Below are 16,191 nucleotides of genomic sequence, written 5' to 3'. Positions count from 1 at the left end.
CCGCCGTATGCCTCCTGTGGGCAGGTGCCGGGCCCCTTCCCTCCATGAGTGCTTCGCTCCACGAGCGGCTGCGGGGGCCGGAGGCGGCGCCTCGCGAGGGTGATGTGCGGGCAGCGCTCGGATCAACGGCCACGAAGACAACGCGCTGAACGTGCCATGCGACCGGGTCACAGGAAGTTGTTGGGCCAGATCATGGTGCGCCACATGTGTGCGACGGGCGAGTCGTCGAAGCCGAGGCCGTCAGCGGGCTGGCGGAAATGGCGGCCGACGATGTCTTCGAACTCCTGGAAGTCGACGTCCTCGTCGGGGTCGAAGGTGTAGACGTCATTGATGGTGACGATCCGCGCGGACATGTACCAGCGGTGCTTGCGGGCGGCGAGGAAGGCGGCCTGGGTGTGGGCGGGGGGCTGGTACTCGACGCCGAAGAAGTCGTCGTACGCCTCGGGATAGCCGTAGCCGACGCTCTCGTCGGGGAAGTAGCGCAGGATCTCGTGCTGGCGGATGGCCCAGGCCACCTCCGGATCCACGTACGGTTCAACGAGTTGCGCGCCCCAGTGCCCGTGCTGGCTGCGCAGCAGCCCGGCTACGGAGATGTCGTGGAGCAGGCAGGCCAGCACGATCTTGTCGTCCATGCCCTGCAGACGGGCTCGGCGGGCGCTTTGCAGCATGTGCCGGGTGGTGAATGGATCGAGCATGAGCCTGAGTTGGAAGAAGTCGGCCAGAGTCGGCTCTGCGGGCATCACGGGCAGCCTGGGGTTGTCGCCCATCATGAAGACCTGCCCGGGCCCACGCGATGACAGGTGCCGGTCCCCGGAAAGGTGACTGTCGGTGCCGAGGGTGGCTGCTGCCGGCGCACAGATCAGCCGGACTTGGTGGTGCTGGCCGTGAGACACGAACTGCCCTCCTGAGGGGATGTGCCCGGCTGTGATCACCGGGCTTCGATCCCATCAGAGAAGTCAATACGGCCCTTTCCGGATCCACCTGAACGGCGGAGCGCGGGGCGCCAGGAACACTCCCCTCAGTGGACCGGCGCACTGCTGTACTACTTGAAAGAGACCGCAGGCCGGCCGAGGGCCTGCTTCAGAACTGCCGGGCCACGGTGAGTGCGACCGCGGATTCCTCGACCACGTCCGGACCGATCACCGCCTCCGGCACGGCCGGTGGATCGCAGGTTCAACCGCGGCCCATGGCGGAGGCGAGGGCATACCGGACCCTGAGTCGGTGGGGACGGACGTACGTTGCGCGCCAACAGCCCGCCAAGGTCGTTTCGGCGGCTACACCCTCGCCGTCCTGGGAGTGAGGGCGTAGCCGTCCGGGTCCTCGGTACGTGGTGACCATGATCGTCAGGTCGTCGGCGAGGTGGAGCGATCAGACACCGTCCGGCGGTCGGCCGTCGGTGTGGCCGTCGGGTGCCATTCCCGGCGGAGGAGGCCGAAGACCCAGGAGTCGGAGACGTCGCCGTTGACGACGCAGTCCTCGCGGAGGGTGCCTTCGCGGGCGAAGCCGAGTTTCTCCAGGACCCGGGCGGACGCCAGGTTGCGGGTGTCCGTCTCGGCTTGGACGCGGTTCAGGTTGAGGGTGTCGAACGCCCACCGCAGGACGGCGTGCGCGGTCTCCGTGGCATAGCCGTGGCCCCATGCGGCGGCGTCGAAGACGTAGCCGAGGGACGCGCTGCGGAAGTCCGGGTTCCAACTGGTCAGGCCGCACCAGCCGATGAACACCCAGTCGCAGGCGCGGTCGACGGCGACCCGCGCTCCTGTGCCCTCCTCCTCGATGGTCCGGCAGGTCGTGAGGAAGCGCTGGGCACGGGCCGGTTCGGTCCACGGCGGTGAATCCCAGTAACGCAGCACGTGAGCGCTGCTGTGCAGCGCGTACAGCGGCGCCGCGTCGGCGTCGGTGAACGGCCGCAGCCGCAGACGGGCGGTGTGCAGCTCGGGGGTCGGCAGCGTCATACGACGCATCCTGCCGGGTCCGGCGCGCCCCCGGCCATCCATTTCTCGCCCACGCCGTCCCGTCCGGCCCGCTCCGCAGCAACCCGACTGCCGCCGGGCACACCACGTACGCGTAGACGGTGGGCTCCGACCGCGTCGCACATGTCTGGATCTTGATGTCCCGGTTGTCGGGGGCCGGGCCGGAGTACTTGTGTCTCCGGGGATGAGCCGGCGTTCCACGCGATGACGGGCGCGACGATTTCGGCGGCGGCGGACTCGGTGACGCCGAACGGCGTCGTGGGTTGGCGCAGCGTCAAGTTCGTGCGCCGATCGGCAGCCACCAGCAGCGCTCGGTCTTCCGACGGCAGGCTCCAGGGCGATCCGTGCCGCGGCGCGTCCGGAACCATGCGCCCATGGTCATCAACTTGCCGGCGCAGCGCGGGTTCAACCCGGTGGAGGGAACATCGACGACGGCTGCGACACCGTGATCACACCAGCCACAGGAAGATCATTCCACTGTGGCCGGGGCCTCCAGCCGGTCGGGATCGGCCCCGGACGCGAAGGCAAGGATCTTCGGGGCCGCCTCCCGCAGACTGCTGAAGTGAAGATGCACGCCATCGACCGCCGCGGGGGTGTTGACGCCCCACACCGTCATCCCGGCGCGCAGCCCGGACTGCACCCCCGAGAGGGCGTCCTCGATGACCAGACAGTTCTCCGGTTCGGCACCGAGTTGCGCGGCTGCCTGCAGGTACGGCACGGGCGACGGCTTGCCGTCCGCGACGGCGGCCGCATCCACGACGACCTTCGGCACCGGCAAGCCCGTCCGTGCGAACCGTCCACGTACCCGGTGCTCGTAGTTCGAGGTCACAAACGCCCAGCACCCGGGCTCCAAGGCGTTCAGCAGTTCCGAGGCACCGTCGAAAGCAGCGTATGTGCCGGTCCGGACATCTTCGTCCTCCAACTCGTGCAGTGCGGCCAAGCACTCGCGCGGGTCCCGATCCGGGGCAACCTGCGCGAACGTCTCCGTCGGCCGTGTCCGCAGCGCCACTCGGTGGACCTCGTCAGGGTCGAGTCCGTACCGCTCTGCCCACGTACGCCAGACCAGGCGCTGATTGTCCACGGCATCCATCAACGTGCCATCGACATCGAACAGGACATACCGCTTCGCACTGGAGCGGCCGCGTTCACTGATCACGCATCGATCATGCCATCAGGCGCTGGACAGCACCTCATGAGGTTCGCGGGGTGTGGACGGCTGACCGCGCCCCCTTCGCCCGTAGTTCGATCAGATCGAGCGGCCCTCTGCGCGCATCCGGCCCAGCCCGTCGGCGTGAGGGTGACCATGCTCGCGCGGGAGGTCGAGGACCAATCCGAAGTCCTCGGCAGTCAGGACGGCCCCGCCCTGGCCTCGAAGCACGGGAAGGGAGGAAAAGGAGGCAGACATGGGCATGACCGTCGAGCGGGACGGCGTTCCGGACTGCCCTTCGAAACCTCCCTTGTCCGGCCACTCCGGGAAGTAGGTGGATTTGAGGTCCGTAGAGTGGCCGGCTTCGAGGTCGCATGCGTCGACGAAGATCCCGTACGGCGGCGCGAGGTGCCGGCGGCCGCCGCACTCGGCGTTTCGAGAGGCTTCCTCCGGTCCGTGCCGTGAAGTCCTACCCGGGGACAGGGCTCGGGACGCCACCGGCAACACCGGACACCTCAACCCCACACCACAACCGACCGAGCGGACGAACGGGTAGCGGGAACCGCGCCGGCACCTCGTCCGGCAGTCCGGTAACGGAGTATCCGCAGCCGATTGCGTGTCGAAGGGGATATGAGCCTGCGATTTGGCGTCCGCCCTCGGACGAACGCTGACGGTGGCTCACCCTGGGTGCGGTCAGGATGGAGTCAGGCCTTGTTCGTTGGCCTCGCCCCGGCGATCATCCGCAGCCCCCGGTGAGGTGCGGGCATTGCCCGCCACAACCACCCTCATTCGCTCATCGCGATCGTCGAGTTCGGCGGTGATATGCAGCTCCCGGGCCACCCGTAACGGGTACTTCAGGGGCGCGGTCATCCCGGAAGGCTGCGCGGTCAGCGCCGGCCGCCGCCGATGCGACGGTCGTCGGCCAGCGCGGTCAGCGGGCCGAACTCGCCGGCAAGCTGGCTCCACGTCAGAACCTCGCCACAGCGGGCCGGGAACTCCTTCGGGTTGAACTCGGGCATGGTCCAGGTGCCGGTGCCCCGGTCCCGCAGCCACAGGTCTCCGTCACCGTCGACCACAGTCGGCGGGACCGGTACGGGCTCGGCCTGATCGGTGGGCTCCCAGGTGAGTCGGCCCGGGTGGGAAGCGCGGCGCAGTTCGGTGGTGGCCAGCCGCGCGGTCAAGTCACGCGTGGACTCTTCGGCGTCCTTGACCGACGCGAGTCGGAACGCGTCGTCAAGTACGGGCAGGGCTGGATTCTTACTGCGCTTTGAACTCATACGCTGACTACCTCCGGTGGGGGGCGTCACATCCGTTGTGGCGCCCCGTAGGGGAACACGGTATCCGAGGCGGTCCTGCGTGGTCGCGTGTTGTGGGGCGGCCAGGGGTCCGCGCAGCTCGGCGTACGCCTATACGGCGTGAGGTTCTCGGCGGGCTCCCGGCACCGGCGCTCCGGCTGTCGGTGTCGCGCCGGACGTGGGCCTTCGGCTTGTGCCGTCTGCGGGTCAGGGCTCGGGCGGCGCCTACGGACTTCGGCTTTTCGGGGTGAGGCTGTTGCATCGAGGGTGAGGCCGGTGCCGGCTACTGTATGAAGCCGTCAAGGGGGTGTGGGGCCGGTATTGAAGCCGTCCGAGGCGGTTGCGGACGGGGTTTCGAGTCGGTCGAGGGCCATGACGCCGAGGTTGGCGAGGCTGCGTTTGACGTGGGCCCCTACCCACTCGACGGGGTTCAGGTCCGGTGAGTGGGAGGGCAGCAGGAACACGGTCAATCACTCCCGCTCTGCCACCAGGTCGCGCATCCTGCGGGAGACGTGCTGTTCAGGCGGTCCCGGACCAGCACGTCCCGGACCAGCACGATCGGAGCCCTGACGAGTTGGTGGACGCCGTCGAGGAGTGCGATGAAGCGCAGGCCGATTCGACGGCGCCAAATACAAGGGCTGACTCCGCGGTTCAGCCCTTCCCCTGGCCACGGCTGCACCGAACCACCGGGTGATTCCCGGCGCGCGCGGCGGCCGGATCGCGTCCTTGCGGACGGGTCCGGGGGACAGGAGGATCCCTTCGACCTGACAGGTGTGTCGGAAGAGGGGGCAGCGATGGGGCTGTGGAGGTTACTCGGAAGGGCCGGGCTGGTGATGGCCCTGGCCGGGGCCGGGACGGCCGTGAGCGGGGTGGCGGAAGCCGTTCCCGAGGCGCCGCAGTTGGTGGTGAAGCGGACGAACGGACTGCTCGACGGGGACATCGTCGAATTCACGGTCAAGGGCGGCCCGCCCAAGGCGTACGTGTGGGTCGAGATGTGCGCGCCGGACACGGTGGTGGGGGCCTGCGACGAGGACACCGCGCGACAGTTCCGCGTCCTGCCGGACGGTACCCTGCGGCCGTCGCCGAAGAAGCTCTACGCCCAGGTCGCCACGGGCGCCGGCACCTTCGACTGTCGTACCGCCACCGCCGCGAACCCGTGCCGGCTGGCTCTGACGGACACCACCGGCGCAGTCCTCACCACCGTCCCGCTGGGCTTCCGGCCGCGCGGTGAACTGGAGGCCGCCCCCACCGTCCGCGTCGACCCGTCCCGGGGGTTGGTGGACGGCCAGTCGGTACGGGTCACCGGGCGCGGGTACGAGCCGCAATACCACTCGGTGGTCATGGAGTGCCTCGCGGGCTCCACGGAATACTCGGACTGCCGCACCCGGGGCCGCCCGCCGGCCACCACCGACCAGGGGCGGCTGGACGAGACGATCGAGGTGTCGACGACGTTCACCACCAACGTCGGGCGCACGATCGACTGCCGGGTCGCGCCGGGCTGCGAGGTGGTCGTCTTCGGCACCCGCGTCCGAGGCCCGCACGCGGTATCGCACCCCCTGACCTTCGCCCCGGTCGAAGCCCCGGCCGGCGGCTGACGCTACCGAAGACCGCGGCACCCGAAGACCGCGGCACCCGAGGAACGCGGCACCCGGAGACGGCTCCGGCCCGCGGCCTCGGGTGCTCAGGCACAGCACCCGGAGCGTGTGCCCGGCCGTCCGGAGGTGGTCGGCGGCGTTGGGGGAGGGCCGGGGTCGTCGAGCCACGTGATCGGTCGGCCCCGTCGAAGTGCTCGTTCCCGTACGCCTCGTGGTCCGCCGGCAGCGCCCCGGGTTCCTTCGCGATCTCCCGTACGGCCTCGGCGTACGCCGGGAGCGTGGCGCGGGCCTCCCGGCCGGCGATGCTGACCAGAACCGGGGCGTGCTGAACGATCCAGGTGTCCGCGCCCGTACGGTCGATGATCCGCCGCGTGACGTCCTGGAACCCCGGCAGTCCGGCCGGGCCGGCGCGCGCGTCGTTGGTGCCGAGCGAAACGGACAGGACGTCAGGTGCGAACCGGCCGATGAGGTGGTCGGAGGAGCCGAGCACCTCCACGGCACGCCGGCGCGAGACGCCGCTGTCGACGATGGCAACGTCCGTCAGGAGGTCGAGCTTCTGTCTCCGTTCTTTGCGCGAGGAGGACATCCCGGTGTGATTGAACCGGGTGCGACGAAATCCCGGTGCGAGCAGTCGGCCCCGTCCGTCACGATCGACGCCATGATCAGGCATCGAAAGGCCGATGCCGAGTGGACGGCCGTGCGCCTCGCGCGCCGCGCGTCCGCTGTCCCGTGTCCGGGGATCGTGCCCGCCGCACCGGGGAACCAGAGGGGAGAAGGCGCTCCGGTGATGTTTCGCGTTGTGGCCGGCCCGGTGCCGTTCTGCGGGTGATGAGTTTCCGGACCTACCGGCTAACGGGGCCTCACCACTTCAGGGCGGCGACTACGTCACCAGGCACAGCGGTCGGCTGGTGACCGGAGCAGTACGTTCCCCGGCCGGGTCCTGCCCACCGTAAGGAATTGAGGCGACCGGGCCTGGCGCAGGGTCCAGGATGACCTCATGAGCCAAGAACTTGTGACGTTCCTGCACGCACGGCTGGATGAGGAGGCCGATCTGGCTCGACGTTGCGACGGTGACAACTGCTGTGGGGAGTGGGCCGCTCACGGGCACACGGTCGACTTCTGCCAAGGAGAACTTCCCGGCTTCCATCCCACGATCGCCCTGCACGTCGCGTTGCACGACCCGGCTCGCGTTCTCCGGGAGGTCAAGGCCAAGCGACGCGTGCTCGCCCGCCATGCACCCAGTCCTGCCACGGGCGATCCCGAACTGCCGTGGGAGAACCGCGACGACTGCCAGTACGACGGCGAGACCTGGCCCTGCGACGACCTGCTCGACCTCGCGTCCCCTTACGGCGAACACCCTGACTACCCCCGACGCCGCTGAGACGGAGATCGTTTTACGGGACGGCCCTTATGCGAACCGAGTAGGGTGCGCGGTCGAAAGCGGGGGTGGAAAATCTTGAACTTCAATGTGCCTGGCCCGGAGGCCGACTGGCTGGATGCACCTGTTTCGGCGTGGGCGAACCCGAATCCCGCGTGGCAGACGAGCATGTGGTGGTACATCGCGGGCCTGTTTCGAGAAGTGGCAGGCCTTGCACCATCATTGGAAGCGGTGGCGGGTCGGCTGAAACTCACGACGGAACGTGGCTGGGAGGAAATCAGCTCCGTCGATGTCGCGGTGATCCAGATACAGGGCGTGCACTTTGCCCTCCACCGCCTGAATGACAGCAGCCTGACGGACACCATCGTGTCCGTCATCAAGGACACGGAAGACGACGAAGCCGCGATCGACATCCTGCTTGCCGCGCTGGGCATAGGCCGTGAGGCGCTGACGTTCAGGGGAATCCTGCGAGACGGCGAGGCCGAGTGGCTGCCGGCGGCGCGACCCCTGGAATGACCTGTGCCGATCTGGGGGTGATCGGGCGACTGCAGGATTCTGGCTCCCGGTTCGTCAGGGCGAATGCGCCGAAGGTGCCCTTCGCCGCGAAGAACAGCCCGCCGTCGTCGGCGGCGGCCAGGACGTCCAGGCGTCGAGCCAGGGAACACCCCTCCACGATCCGGCCGTCCGGCCCCAACCTCCGGATGCCGCCATTGACGTCCCCGACCAGAAGTCATCGCCGTACGGCAGCGCGGCCGCCACCATCCGGAGATCTGTCGCGACCGACCATGAGGGGGTTCCGTCGGTGGGATCCACCGCGAGGAAACCCTTACCGGCCCTGAGCATCCAGAGCGACCCGTGGACGTATCCGACCGGCCCGAACGGATCGTAGGGTCCGAGCCGGGTGGGCTCGTCCGTACCCATCCCGAAGGCCACCAGCGACGAGGCAGCGCAGACAGCCAGCACCCGTTCCGCATCCACCGACACGAACGTCGTCGTGTCGGATTCAGCGAGCGGGTCCGGCAGACGCCACCGCGCCAGGTCACTCCCATCGGCCGGATCGAGAAGAGTCGCCTCGTACCCGCTGCCGGTCAGCACCCCGCCCGCCCAGGGGAGGGTGGGTACCGACGTCACCGGCGACGGCGTTGTCCAGCGGACGTTCCCGTCGGCGAGGTCCAAGCCACTCATCGGTGTGTAGCCGCGCCAACCGCCCATGACAACGGTGTGCGAGTGAACCGTAAGGTTTCCCGTAAACCCCGGTGTCGGGGCGCTCCACAGCGACGCACCCGTCCGCAGATCGAGACAGGACAGCAGGTTCGGTGTCTGCGGCAGCACCAGCACACGGTCATCCGTGAGGACAATGCTGCGTGGCCAAGTACCGAGCGGGATGTCCCAGCGCACCGTGCCGTCGGCGCGCTCCAAGCAGACCAGCCGGGTGTGTCGCTCGTGGAGAACAACACAGTCCGGCCCCACGACGAATCCGGAAGCACGGCCCCGCTGGTGCAGTTCGCGTTCCCAGAGCACTGTGGCGATCATGTGGTCATCCCATCATGAGCGGCCGGCCCCGGTGGTGAGGACGAGCCCGTTGTCGGCCCGTCCGGTCCGGCTTCCTGCCGTTCTTCCCGCTGCTGTTCCTTGTAGATCTTGAGGGAGCTGATGCACTCGGTGGGGAGGGCGATGCGGCGCTCGGAGGCCAAGATCTTGGCATGCAGGACGGCCGGACCTGGCTGCGGGTGCGCTGGAGGGAGGTCGACCAGTCCTGTTCCGCGAGGCTCTGCATTGCTGCGGATGCCCTGTCGGCGGGGATCAGCCCGGGCAGAGCGCGCTCGCGTCGCAGGGCTCGGCGCCCGGCGCGGTGCCGAGGATGGCTTCGGAGGTGGACATCGACCGACGGTCACCGCACTCGCTCGCCCCATGGCAGTGACCGCGCCCTCTCGCATCGAATGCGCGTTCCGACGTTGCGACATCGATGCTCTCGTCGTTCTCGGGCACGTCGGTCAAGCGTTCCATCGCCGCAGCGTAAGGGACGCCCCGTCACCAGAGGTGGGACATCGGCGGCAACAGCCGAAACGGCTCACTGGATGAGGTCGGTGTACGGATGGTCCGGGGACTCCGGGCAGACGTAGAGCTGCAGGCGGTTACTCCTGGAGACCTCGACCTTGGGCGGGTTCGCCGCGTCGGCGTCATCGAGGGAGGTCACGTCCCGGTCCTCGTACGGTACCCAGCCCGTGTTGCTCCTGTCCCATTCGCTCGACGCGATGGTCAGCAGCGGCACCGTCGTGGCGCCGCAGGCGGTGCAGGAGCGGGCCACGGGATCGGTGAGGCCCCAACGGGGCCATCCGCCGACCTTCCAGCCCGGGGCGACGGACAACTCGCTCCCGTAGAAGGCATCAGGATGGCGGCCCCAAGAGCCGTCCACGGCGACTCCGGCAGCGCGCCAATTGTCCCAGTCTTCGAGCTGCTGCCGCAGCTCCTTGCTCAAGTCCATGTGGTGCGGATACTCGGTGACCCGCTCCGGCGCGAGCACGCACGGTTGCGGCCTGTAGCCGTCGTATTCCTCCTCGATCGGCTCCGGCGGTTCGGCGAGGACGTCGGTGACCTCGGCTGTGGATCGCCAGAACAGCACGGTTGGAGGCTTGTAGTCCGGTTCATGCTCGAAGGGGCACCAGAGCACCTGGAGCACATCGGCCCGCCCGGGCGGTCGCAGCAGGGGCACGTCCCACACGTACAGTTGGGCCACGGGCAGCATGGCGTTCAGGTCCTCTTCCGGCCACCCGTGCGGCTGCGCGCAGTGCGGCCACGGCTCGTCGGCGGGCCACAGCAGTGGCCCGCCGACCGAGCTGTCGTGCGGAGTGGGAGACCCGGGGCGTGGATGCAGCCGGATCGCCGGACGGGCCAGCGGGGCCAGTTGAGGAAAGGCAGCGGTTACGTCGACCGGCCGCGGCGGGGTGGTACGGCTCATTCTGGCTCCCGATGGCACTGATCGGATGGGACTAGTTTCCGAGGTTCAGCTGTCCGGTGTTCCGCTTGGTGTTGAGGATCTCGACCTGGGGGAACAGCGGCTGTGTCTTTCCGTCCGACCGCTCGACCCTAGCGTTCATCACGACCTTGTCGGGAATCGTGCTGTCGGCGTTCGCGTAGTGAGGCGTCACCTGGTAGAAGATGGCGTCGTTCGGCCCGAGGATGCCGCCATCCTTGAACTCCCTCACCGCCTTTTGAGCCACGGCCTCGTAACTCCGCATGCTGGGCGTTCCGGTGTTCATCCCCACCTGCCAGCAGGGGACGAGGTTCGCACCGTCGTCCTTTCCGCCCAGGCCGCCGAGGATGTTGGGTATCAGATGGCACCGGGCGAGCCCGGTCCCGGGCGAGTGGGCGTCGCGGAACAGGTTTGCGTCCTGCCAACCGGTGATGTCCCCCTCGGCCTCGGTGCCCTTCGGGGGCTTGATGCCCACGCAGGCCTGTGCCGCTGCCGCCCGTTCGCCGGCCGGGCCCGGAATGGGGGTGGTCTTGTTGACATGCGGAACCGGATTGGTGGTGTTCTTGATCCAGCCCTTGCCGCTGGTGAACGACCCGGTAGGCATCTTCTGGAGGCAGACGGCCTGTGGCTCGGCGGTCGATCCGGAGATCTCTACCTTGAACTGGTCGCCATCCACGACTCGCTGGCTTTCGAAGCCTTCGGCGAGCCGGGCCTCACCGGCCTGCTTGTCCGCGAGCGGAACGTGGGCGCGCGCGCAGGGGCTGCCTGGCCCACCATCCACGATATCGGTGACCCATCCGCCGCCGGTACTGCTGCGGGGAAGGATCTCGGCGCACTGGGCGCCGTCGACACCCCCTTCCCGGGTGACCGAGAAGGGGAACTCTCCGCAGCTGTCATCAGCGACGAGGTCCGTGCGGACCAGGAAGGTTCCGCAGGTCCGGGCCGTCCGGCCGGCTACGTCCCCCTTCGCCCGGGTCAGCGGCTTGTCGCGCCCCCAGCCGGCGAGGTTGCTCTGGGCCCACAGGTAGCCGGCCGCCGCTGCACCCGCGCCCGACGGGGCCGGCTGGTCGCTGATCTTGACGACCGGCATGAATCCGGGCACGACACAGCCGGGGTCGGGCGTGCCGGTGGCAGCCGTGTCCCGGACGGCGTCGTCGCAGCGGACCTTCTCCGGGTTGCTCCAAGAGGCGCTCGGGTCGACGATCTGTGCGCCGGGAGAGGACACGTACAACTCGTACGACGTCGTGAAGTCGACCTGCGTCCCGGGAGCCGGGGTGGATTCGTAGAACACGTCGCCGGAGAGGATCTGGTCCGGGATGATCGTCTTGCCGGTCCACCGGGGGGACTTGGTGACCTTGCACCCGGCCGAGCAAGCGGGCTTGAACCGCACGTTCAGGGACTTGACGGTCCCGGTCGCACGGGTCATGGTCACCCTGACCAGCTCACTCCACGTCGTGCCCTTGGCGGGCAGGGACGCGCTGCTTGAAACGTCCAGCGTTCCGGTGCCGACCTCCGAGCCGTTGGTGTCCTTGAGCGTGTACAACACGGTGAGACCGTGAACGCAGTAGGCGAAGCGGTTGTGGTACCAGGTCCGGGCGGGTGCGATCGCGCAGCTGCCCGTGTCGGCGGCGGCGGTGGGTGCCGCCGAGGGTGCGGCGGCGAGGAACTTCCGCCAGACCTGGGGCGCTGGGGCGGCGATGGTGGTGACACAGCCCTCCACGGCTCCGGCCTTGCGCTCCCGGGAGCCGGCGGGCGTGGGCTCGCATTTCTCCCCGGGAGTCAGCATGGCGGGCTGGAGCTTGCCGGGGGTGGGAGCGCCCGCCGGGGTGGCCGGGTCGGCGCTGCCCGCCTTGCTGCCGGCGCCCGGGGCGGGGACCTCGGCGGCGGCGGTGCCGGTCGCGGTGAGGCTCAATACGAGGAGGAGACCGGGAAGTATTCGTCTCCAGCGTGGTGAATGCATGTCTTCTCTCGGTGGGAGGGCGCCCCGAGCGACATCCGGCCGACTCCTTGGTCAGTCGAGCCGAAATGGGTTCTGTCGCCCGGGGCGGTGAATGGACGTGCTGCGGCCGCCCAGGGATCTGCGGCCGACCAGCAGAAACGTTTCACCGCAGGTCGGCCCCCCGCGGCCCAATGGCCGGGGGCGTGGCCCCGGCATGAGCGGGGGCGGTCCTGGTGGATCAGCTGTCAGTGGACGAGGTCGTAGAGCACCTTGGACGCGGTCCCGGCGACCTTCTCCACGGTCTTGACGACCGGCTTGGCCACGGCGGCTGCCGCGCGCCCTCCGCCGCGGGTGACGAGTCCCAGGGCCGCGCGGCCGGCGGAGGAGACGAATTCGCCGCTGGTGAACCCGTATTCGATGCCGCTGGCGATGGCACTGACTCCGGCGGCGAGGACGGAGACGCCGAGGCAAACGGCCGCGATGCTGCCCAGGACGGGCGCCGCGGGGAAGAACACGCACGACACGGCGAAGCCCGCCGCCAAGAGCCCCGCGGCGGTGCTCACCTTGTCGGCGCTGTCAGCCCACCACTTGGCGTCGTTCCACCACTCGTCCTTGCCGGGCTGGCTCCCCTTGGGGTTGACCTGGTCGTTGTTCGTCGTGTTGGACGGGTTGCGGTTGGCATCCCGGTCCTTCTGGGCCTGCTCGGCGGCCACACGCGCCGCTTCCCGCACTTCGGCCGTCCGCTTGTCCGCGGCGATCTGGCGTGCGTCGGCGGCGGCCGTGGCAGCGGTCTTGGCGTCCCGGCCGGCGGCGAGCTCGGCCTGGTGGGCGTTGGCGGCCGAGGCCTGGGCGCTGTAGGCGGAGGCCTGAGCGCTGCGGGCCGCGTCGATGGCGCGGTTGGCCGAGTAGTTCGCGGCGCGGGAGGCGCTCTGGGCGGTGGCGGCCGCGTCCTTGGCCTTGTTTGCCGAGGCCTGGGCGTCGGCTGCGGACTTGTCCGCCGCGTCCGCGTGCTGGCGGGCCTTCGTCGCGTAGTCGTCGGCCTGCTTCGCCGAGTCCAGCGCTATCTGGGCCCATTCCTGCGCCTTCTGGCCGGCGTCCCGGGCCACGGCCGCCACCTGGGAGGCGAGGGCCGCGTCCCGCTGCGCCTCCTGGGCGATCTTGGCGGCTGCCGCGATGGTCGCCTGCATGGCGGCGGCGTGGCTGAGGGAGTCGTAGTCCAGCTGGGCTGCCCGGTGCAGGACGGATTCAATGAAGTTCCGGCGCATCCACGCGGGACCCTCCATGGCCACCTGGGCATAGGCCTTGGAGTACGCGTCACCACTCGCGATGACCTTCATGGTGGCGACGGCGTCGTCCTCCGCGACGGCTTTGGGGAGGTCCTCGTCGAAGAACTTCTGAAGGGCTTCCGGGGTGTTGGCGTTGAGTGCGTCGTTGGCCGCCTTGGTGACGGTCTTGCCGGGCTTCTCGTGCAGGATCTTCAGGATGTTGACCCGGTTGTCGTCGGCACGCGACCTGATGACACCGGAGGTGTTGAAGTCCCCTTCCGCAGGGGTGCCGCCGGCCAGCGCCTGGACCGCGGCCCTCGCGACGGCCGGTTCGGAGACCTGGGCGATGAAGAGGATGGTCTCGCGGTTGTCCTGGGACTCGGCGATCTGCCGGTCGATGTCGATCCAGGAATGGACGTCGTAGTCGGACCCGGCGAGCGCGAAGCGGGCTGCCTGACGGGTCCAGGTGCCCTTGGAGTCCAGCAGCGCGACGGCTGCCTGGCGGCCGATGGTGGCGGCGGCGGTGAGCTCGTCGTTGCCGAGGGCCTGCTCCGCCTTGGCGATGAGGTCCTTGGTGGCCTGGGCGGTCTGCTGGGCCTGGGTGCGCTTGTTCAGCGCGGCGGCGCGTTCGCTCTTGTCCAGGAAGGCGAGTTGCGCGGCTTCCTTCATGCCTTCCAGCTTGTCGGCCGCCAACGCGGCGGCCTCGGCGGCCCGGGCATTCTTCTCCACGGCCAGCGCGTCGGCGACGGCCTGCGTCGCGAGGTTGGCCGCCTTGACCGCCTCGTTGGCGTGCGCGGTCGACTTGTTGGCGAAGTCGATGGCCTGGCCGGCGTACTTGACGGCCTCCTCGGCGGCGTCGGCGGCCTTCTCCGCGTGTCCGGCGGCGGACTTGGCCGCGACGTTCGCCTTGCGTGCGGCTGTGGCGGCGGTCGAGGCGAGTGCCTGGGCCGTCGAGGCGGCGTTGGTGGCCTGGTTGGCGGCGCTGGAGGCGATGTCGGCCTGGCGCTTGGCCTCGGCCGCCTCGCCCTGGGCGACGCCGGAGGATGCTGCTGCCTGGGCGGAGGCCTTGGCCGCGGCTGCGGCGTCACGGGCCGCGTCGGCGGCGGCGAGACCGGCGTTCGCGGACTGCTCGGAGGCGACGGCGGCGTCGTCGGCGGCCTTGGCGGCGGAGTACGCCTTCGCGGCGGCGTCGCGGGCGGCGACGGCGGCGTTTTTCGCCTCGTTGGTCTTCGACGCGTCTTTCGACGCGGCGATCGCGGCGTTGTAGGCGCGGGTGGCGGCCGATCCTGCGGCGGCGGCAGCTTGGGAGGCTGCCGTGGCCGCCCAGGACGCCCGCTGCGACGCCTGGACCGCGGCGGAGGAGGCGCGGATGGCCGTGCGGGCGGCGGAGGCGGCGCCGCTCGCGGCGCTGGCGGCCTGGCGGGCCGCCTCGGCGGACCTGCGGACGTCGTCCCGTGCCTTCTCGGCTTCGGCCGCAGCCGTCTCGGCCTTCTCCTTGGCCCTGCTCGCGGCCGTCGTCGCCCGCTCGGAGGCTTCGACGGCTAGGTCGGTCTGCTCGCGGGCCCGGGCACTTTCCCGCTCGACGACGGCGACCAACTGCGCAATGGTGGCGGCCTCCTGGTCGCGTGCCCGCGCGATGTGCTGGCCGGTGTCGAGGTACCACTGCACGTCGTCCGCGGTGCCGCTCAGGGCGCGGTTCGCGTACTTCTTGAGCTCCGGGCCGGCCGCGGCGAGGCTGCGGAGGATCTCCACCCGCATGTCCTCGAGCCTGGCGTTGTACTGGCCGTTGAGCAGGAACTGCTCCAGTGCCTGGTCCGTACCGGCGGTCAGCGCGGCGTTGCCGTCCCGCTTGACGCTCTTTCCGCCATTGGCCATGACGGAGAGGGCGGTGACACGCATGTCCTCGGTGACCGATGAGCGGAAGCCGTCCTTGACGAACGTGGATATCGCCTCGTCACCACCGCCCAGGGCGGCGCTCGCGTCCCTCCGGACGCTCTTGCCCCCGTATCCCAGGTAGGTGAACGTGGCGACGCGGTTGTCGATCCGCGTGGCCTTGGGCAGCTGCTCGGTGAGGAAGGTCGTGATCTCCCCGTCGGTTCCGGCGAGTGCGTAGGCGGCCGCTTCCTTGGCCGAACGTCCGCCCAGGATCCACGCCTTGACGGCCTTGGCCCGGTCCGTGTCCGGAAGCGCCAGCGCGTCACCGGCGGGGGCGCCGGTGACGGAGGTGGCGCGGGTGGCTGCCCGCACCGGTGTGGTGAACAGCAGGGGTGTCGATACGGCGGCTGCACTCGCGGCGAGGGCGGTGGTGAAGCGACGCCGACTCCAAAACGTTTCCTGCACAGAAGAACCTCTCTGATTGCGATTCCTCGATGTCGAGGTCAAATCATGCCCGGAAATCTCACCGGGACGGCGATGACTCGACCTTATGCAGCGCAGACGCCCGGAACCCACCTGGGTGGAACCCAACGGGCACCATGACCTAAAGATGGCCGAATCCCACCGCCAATTTTTCGCAAAACCGTCGCAACCATTCCACTACGTGACACAAGTCACGTGATCAACAGTGGATATGTCCGGTTACGCAACTATTTATTCTCTTGGTTGGATGACACGTGGCTTGGTTTCATT

14 protein-coding genes and 3 pseudogenes are annotated in these 16,191 nt (G+C 69.3%); 4 read left to right on the top strand and 13 right to left on the bottom strand.

Features of this window, described 5'->3' with window-relative positions; translation table 11 throughout:
* Positions 1-167: 167 nt before the first annotated feature.
* From ACZ58N_RS20290 to ACZ58N_RS20260, 7 genes and pseudogenes are all read right to left on the bottom strand, one after another.
* Complete coding sequence (locus ACZ58N_RS20290; RefSeq protein ID WP_471161590.1) at positions 168-740, bottom strand: HD domain-containing protein; 573 nt, start codon at positions 738-740, stop codon at positions 168-170.
* Between the two features lie 603 nt (positions 741-1,343).
* Positions 1,344-1,952: a GNAT family N-acetyltransferase gene (locus tag ACZ58N_RS20285; protein ID WP_471161587.1), complete on the bottom strand. Its 609-nt coding sequence runs from the start codon at positions 1,950-1,952 to the stop codon at positions 1,344-1,346.
* A gap of 233 nt (positions 1,953-2,185) precedes the next feature.
* Positions 2,186-2,432, bottom strand: a pseudogene (locus ACZ58N_RS20280) (IS5/IS1182 family transposase); the annotation flags it as partial.
* A 7-nt stretch (positions 2,433-2,439) separates the two neighbouring features.
* Complete coding sequence (locus ACZ58N_RS20275; protein WP_471161584.1) at positions 2,440-3,126, bottom strand: HAD-IA family hydrolase; 687 nt, start codon at positions 3,124-3,126, stop codon at positions 2,440-2,442.
* A gap of 684 nt (positions 3,127-3,810) precedes the next feature.
* Positions 3,811-3,987, bottom strand: coding sequence for a hypothetical protein (locus tag ACZ58N_RS20270; RefSeq protein WP_471161581.1), 177 nt, complete (start codon positions 3,985-3,987; stop codon positions 3,811-3,813).
* Between the two features lie 17 nt (positions 3,988-4,004).
* Complete coding sequence (locus tag ACZ58N_RS20265; RefSeq protein ID WP_471161578.1) at positions 4,005-4,394, bottom strand: hypothetical protein; 390 nt, start codon at positions 4,392-4,394, stop codon at positions 4,005-4,007.
* Between the two features lie 263 nt (positions 4,395-4,657).
* Positions 4,658-5,037: pseudogene (locus ACZ58N_RS20260) on the bottom strand (transposase); the annotation flags it as partial.
* Positions 5,038-5,206: 169 nt separating this feature from the next.
* On the opposite strand from ACZ58N_RS20260, the gene ACZ58N_RS20255 reads away from it, so the two are divergent.
* From ACZ58N_RS20255 to ACZ58N_RS20240, 4 genes are all read left to right on the top strand, one after another.
* Positions 5,207-6,007 (top strand): neocarzinostatin apoprotein domain-containing protein, encoded by an 801-nt coding sequence (locus tag ACZ58N_RS20255; RefSeq protein WP_471161575.1) that lies wholly within the window; start codon positions 5,207-5,209, stop codon positions 6,005-6,007.
* Between the two features lie 322 nt (positions 6,008-6,329).
* The gene (locus ACZ58N_RS20250) at positions 6,330-6,836 is read left to right on the top strand and encodes a hypothetical protein (RefSeq protein ID WP_471161573.1); all 507 of its coding nucleotides are present in this window, start codon (positions 6,330-6,332) and stop codon (positions 6,834-6,836) included.
* Between the two features lie 168 nt (positions 6,837-7,004).
* Entirely contained in the window at positions 7,005-7,388 is a 384-nt protein-coding gene (locus ACZ58N_RS20245) for a DUF6221 family protein (RefSeq protein WP_471161571.1), read from the top strand.
* A gap of 75 nt (positions 7,389-7,463) precedes the next feature.
* Positions 7,464-7,901 (top strand): hypothetical protein, encoded by a 438-nt coding sequence (locus ACZ58N_RS20240; RefSeq protein WP_471161569.1) that lies wholly within the window; start codon positions 7,464-7,466, stop codon positions 7,899-7,901.
* A gap of 54 nt (positions 7,902-7,955) precedes the next feature.
* Here the strand turns inward: ACZ58N_RS20240 and ACZ58N_RS20235 are convergent, their stop codons facing one another.
* The 6 genes and pseudogenes from ACZ58N_RS20235 to ACZ58N_RS20210 all read right to left on the bottom strand — a co-directional run bounded on the left by ACZ58N_RS20235 (position 7,956) and on the right by ACZ58N_RS20210 (position 15,903).
* Positions 7,956-8,918: an outer membrane protein assembly factor BamB family protein gene (locus tag ACZ58N_RS20235; RefSeq protein ID WP_471161567.1), complete on the bottom strand. Its 963-nt coding sequence runs from the start codon at positions 8,916-8,918 to the stop codon at positions 7,956-7,958.
* A gap of 21 nt (positions 8,919-8,939) precedes the next feature.
* Positions 8,940-9,129: pseudogene (locus ACZ58N_RS20230) on the bottom strand (site-specific integrase); the annotation flags it as partial.
* A 59-nt stretch (positions 9,130-9,188) separates the two neighbouring features.
* Positions 9,189-9,392, bottom strand: a complete 204-nt coding sequence (locus tag ACZ58N_RS20225; RefSeq protein ID WP_471161565.1) for a hypothetical protein — start codon at positions 9,390-9,392, stop codon at positions 9,189-9,191.
* A gap of 64 nt (positions 9,393-9,456) precedes the next feature.
* Positions 9,457-10,344 carry a YwqG family protein gene (locus tag ACZ58N_RS20220; protein WP_471161563.1) on the bottom strand — a complete coding sequence of 296 codons (888 nt, stop codon included), beginning with the start codon at positions 10,342-10,344 and terminating at the stop codon, positions 9,457-9,459.
* A gap of 31 nt (positions 10,345-10,375) precedes the next feature.
* Positions 10,376-12,271, bottom strand: coding sequence for a DNA/RNA non-specific endonuclease (locus ACZ58N_RS20215; RefSeq protein WP_471161561.1), 1,896 nt, complete (start codon positions 12,269-12,271; stop codon positions 10,376-10,378).
* A 272-nt stretch (positions 12,272-12,543) separates the two neighbouring features.
* Entirely contained in the window at positions 12,544-15,903 is a 3,360-nt protein-coding gene (locus tag ACZ58N_RS20210) for an ALF repeat-containing protein (protein ID WP_471161559.1), read from the bottom strand.
* Positions 15,904-16,191: the final 288 nt, after the last annotated feature.

This window comes from Streptomyces sp. NPDC040432 (genome assembly GCF_055595445.1).
The sequence above is the reverse complement of the archived record's forward strand: the minus strand, read 5'-3'. Positions and strand labels throughout refer to the sequence as shown.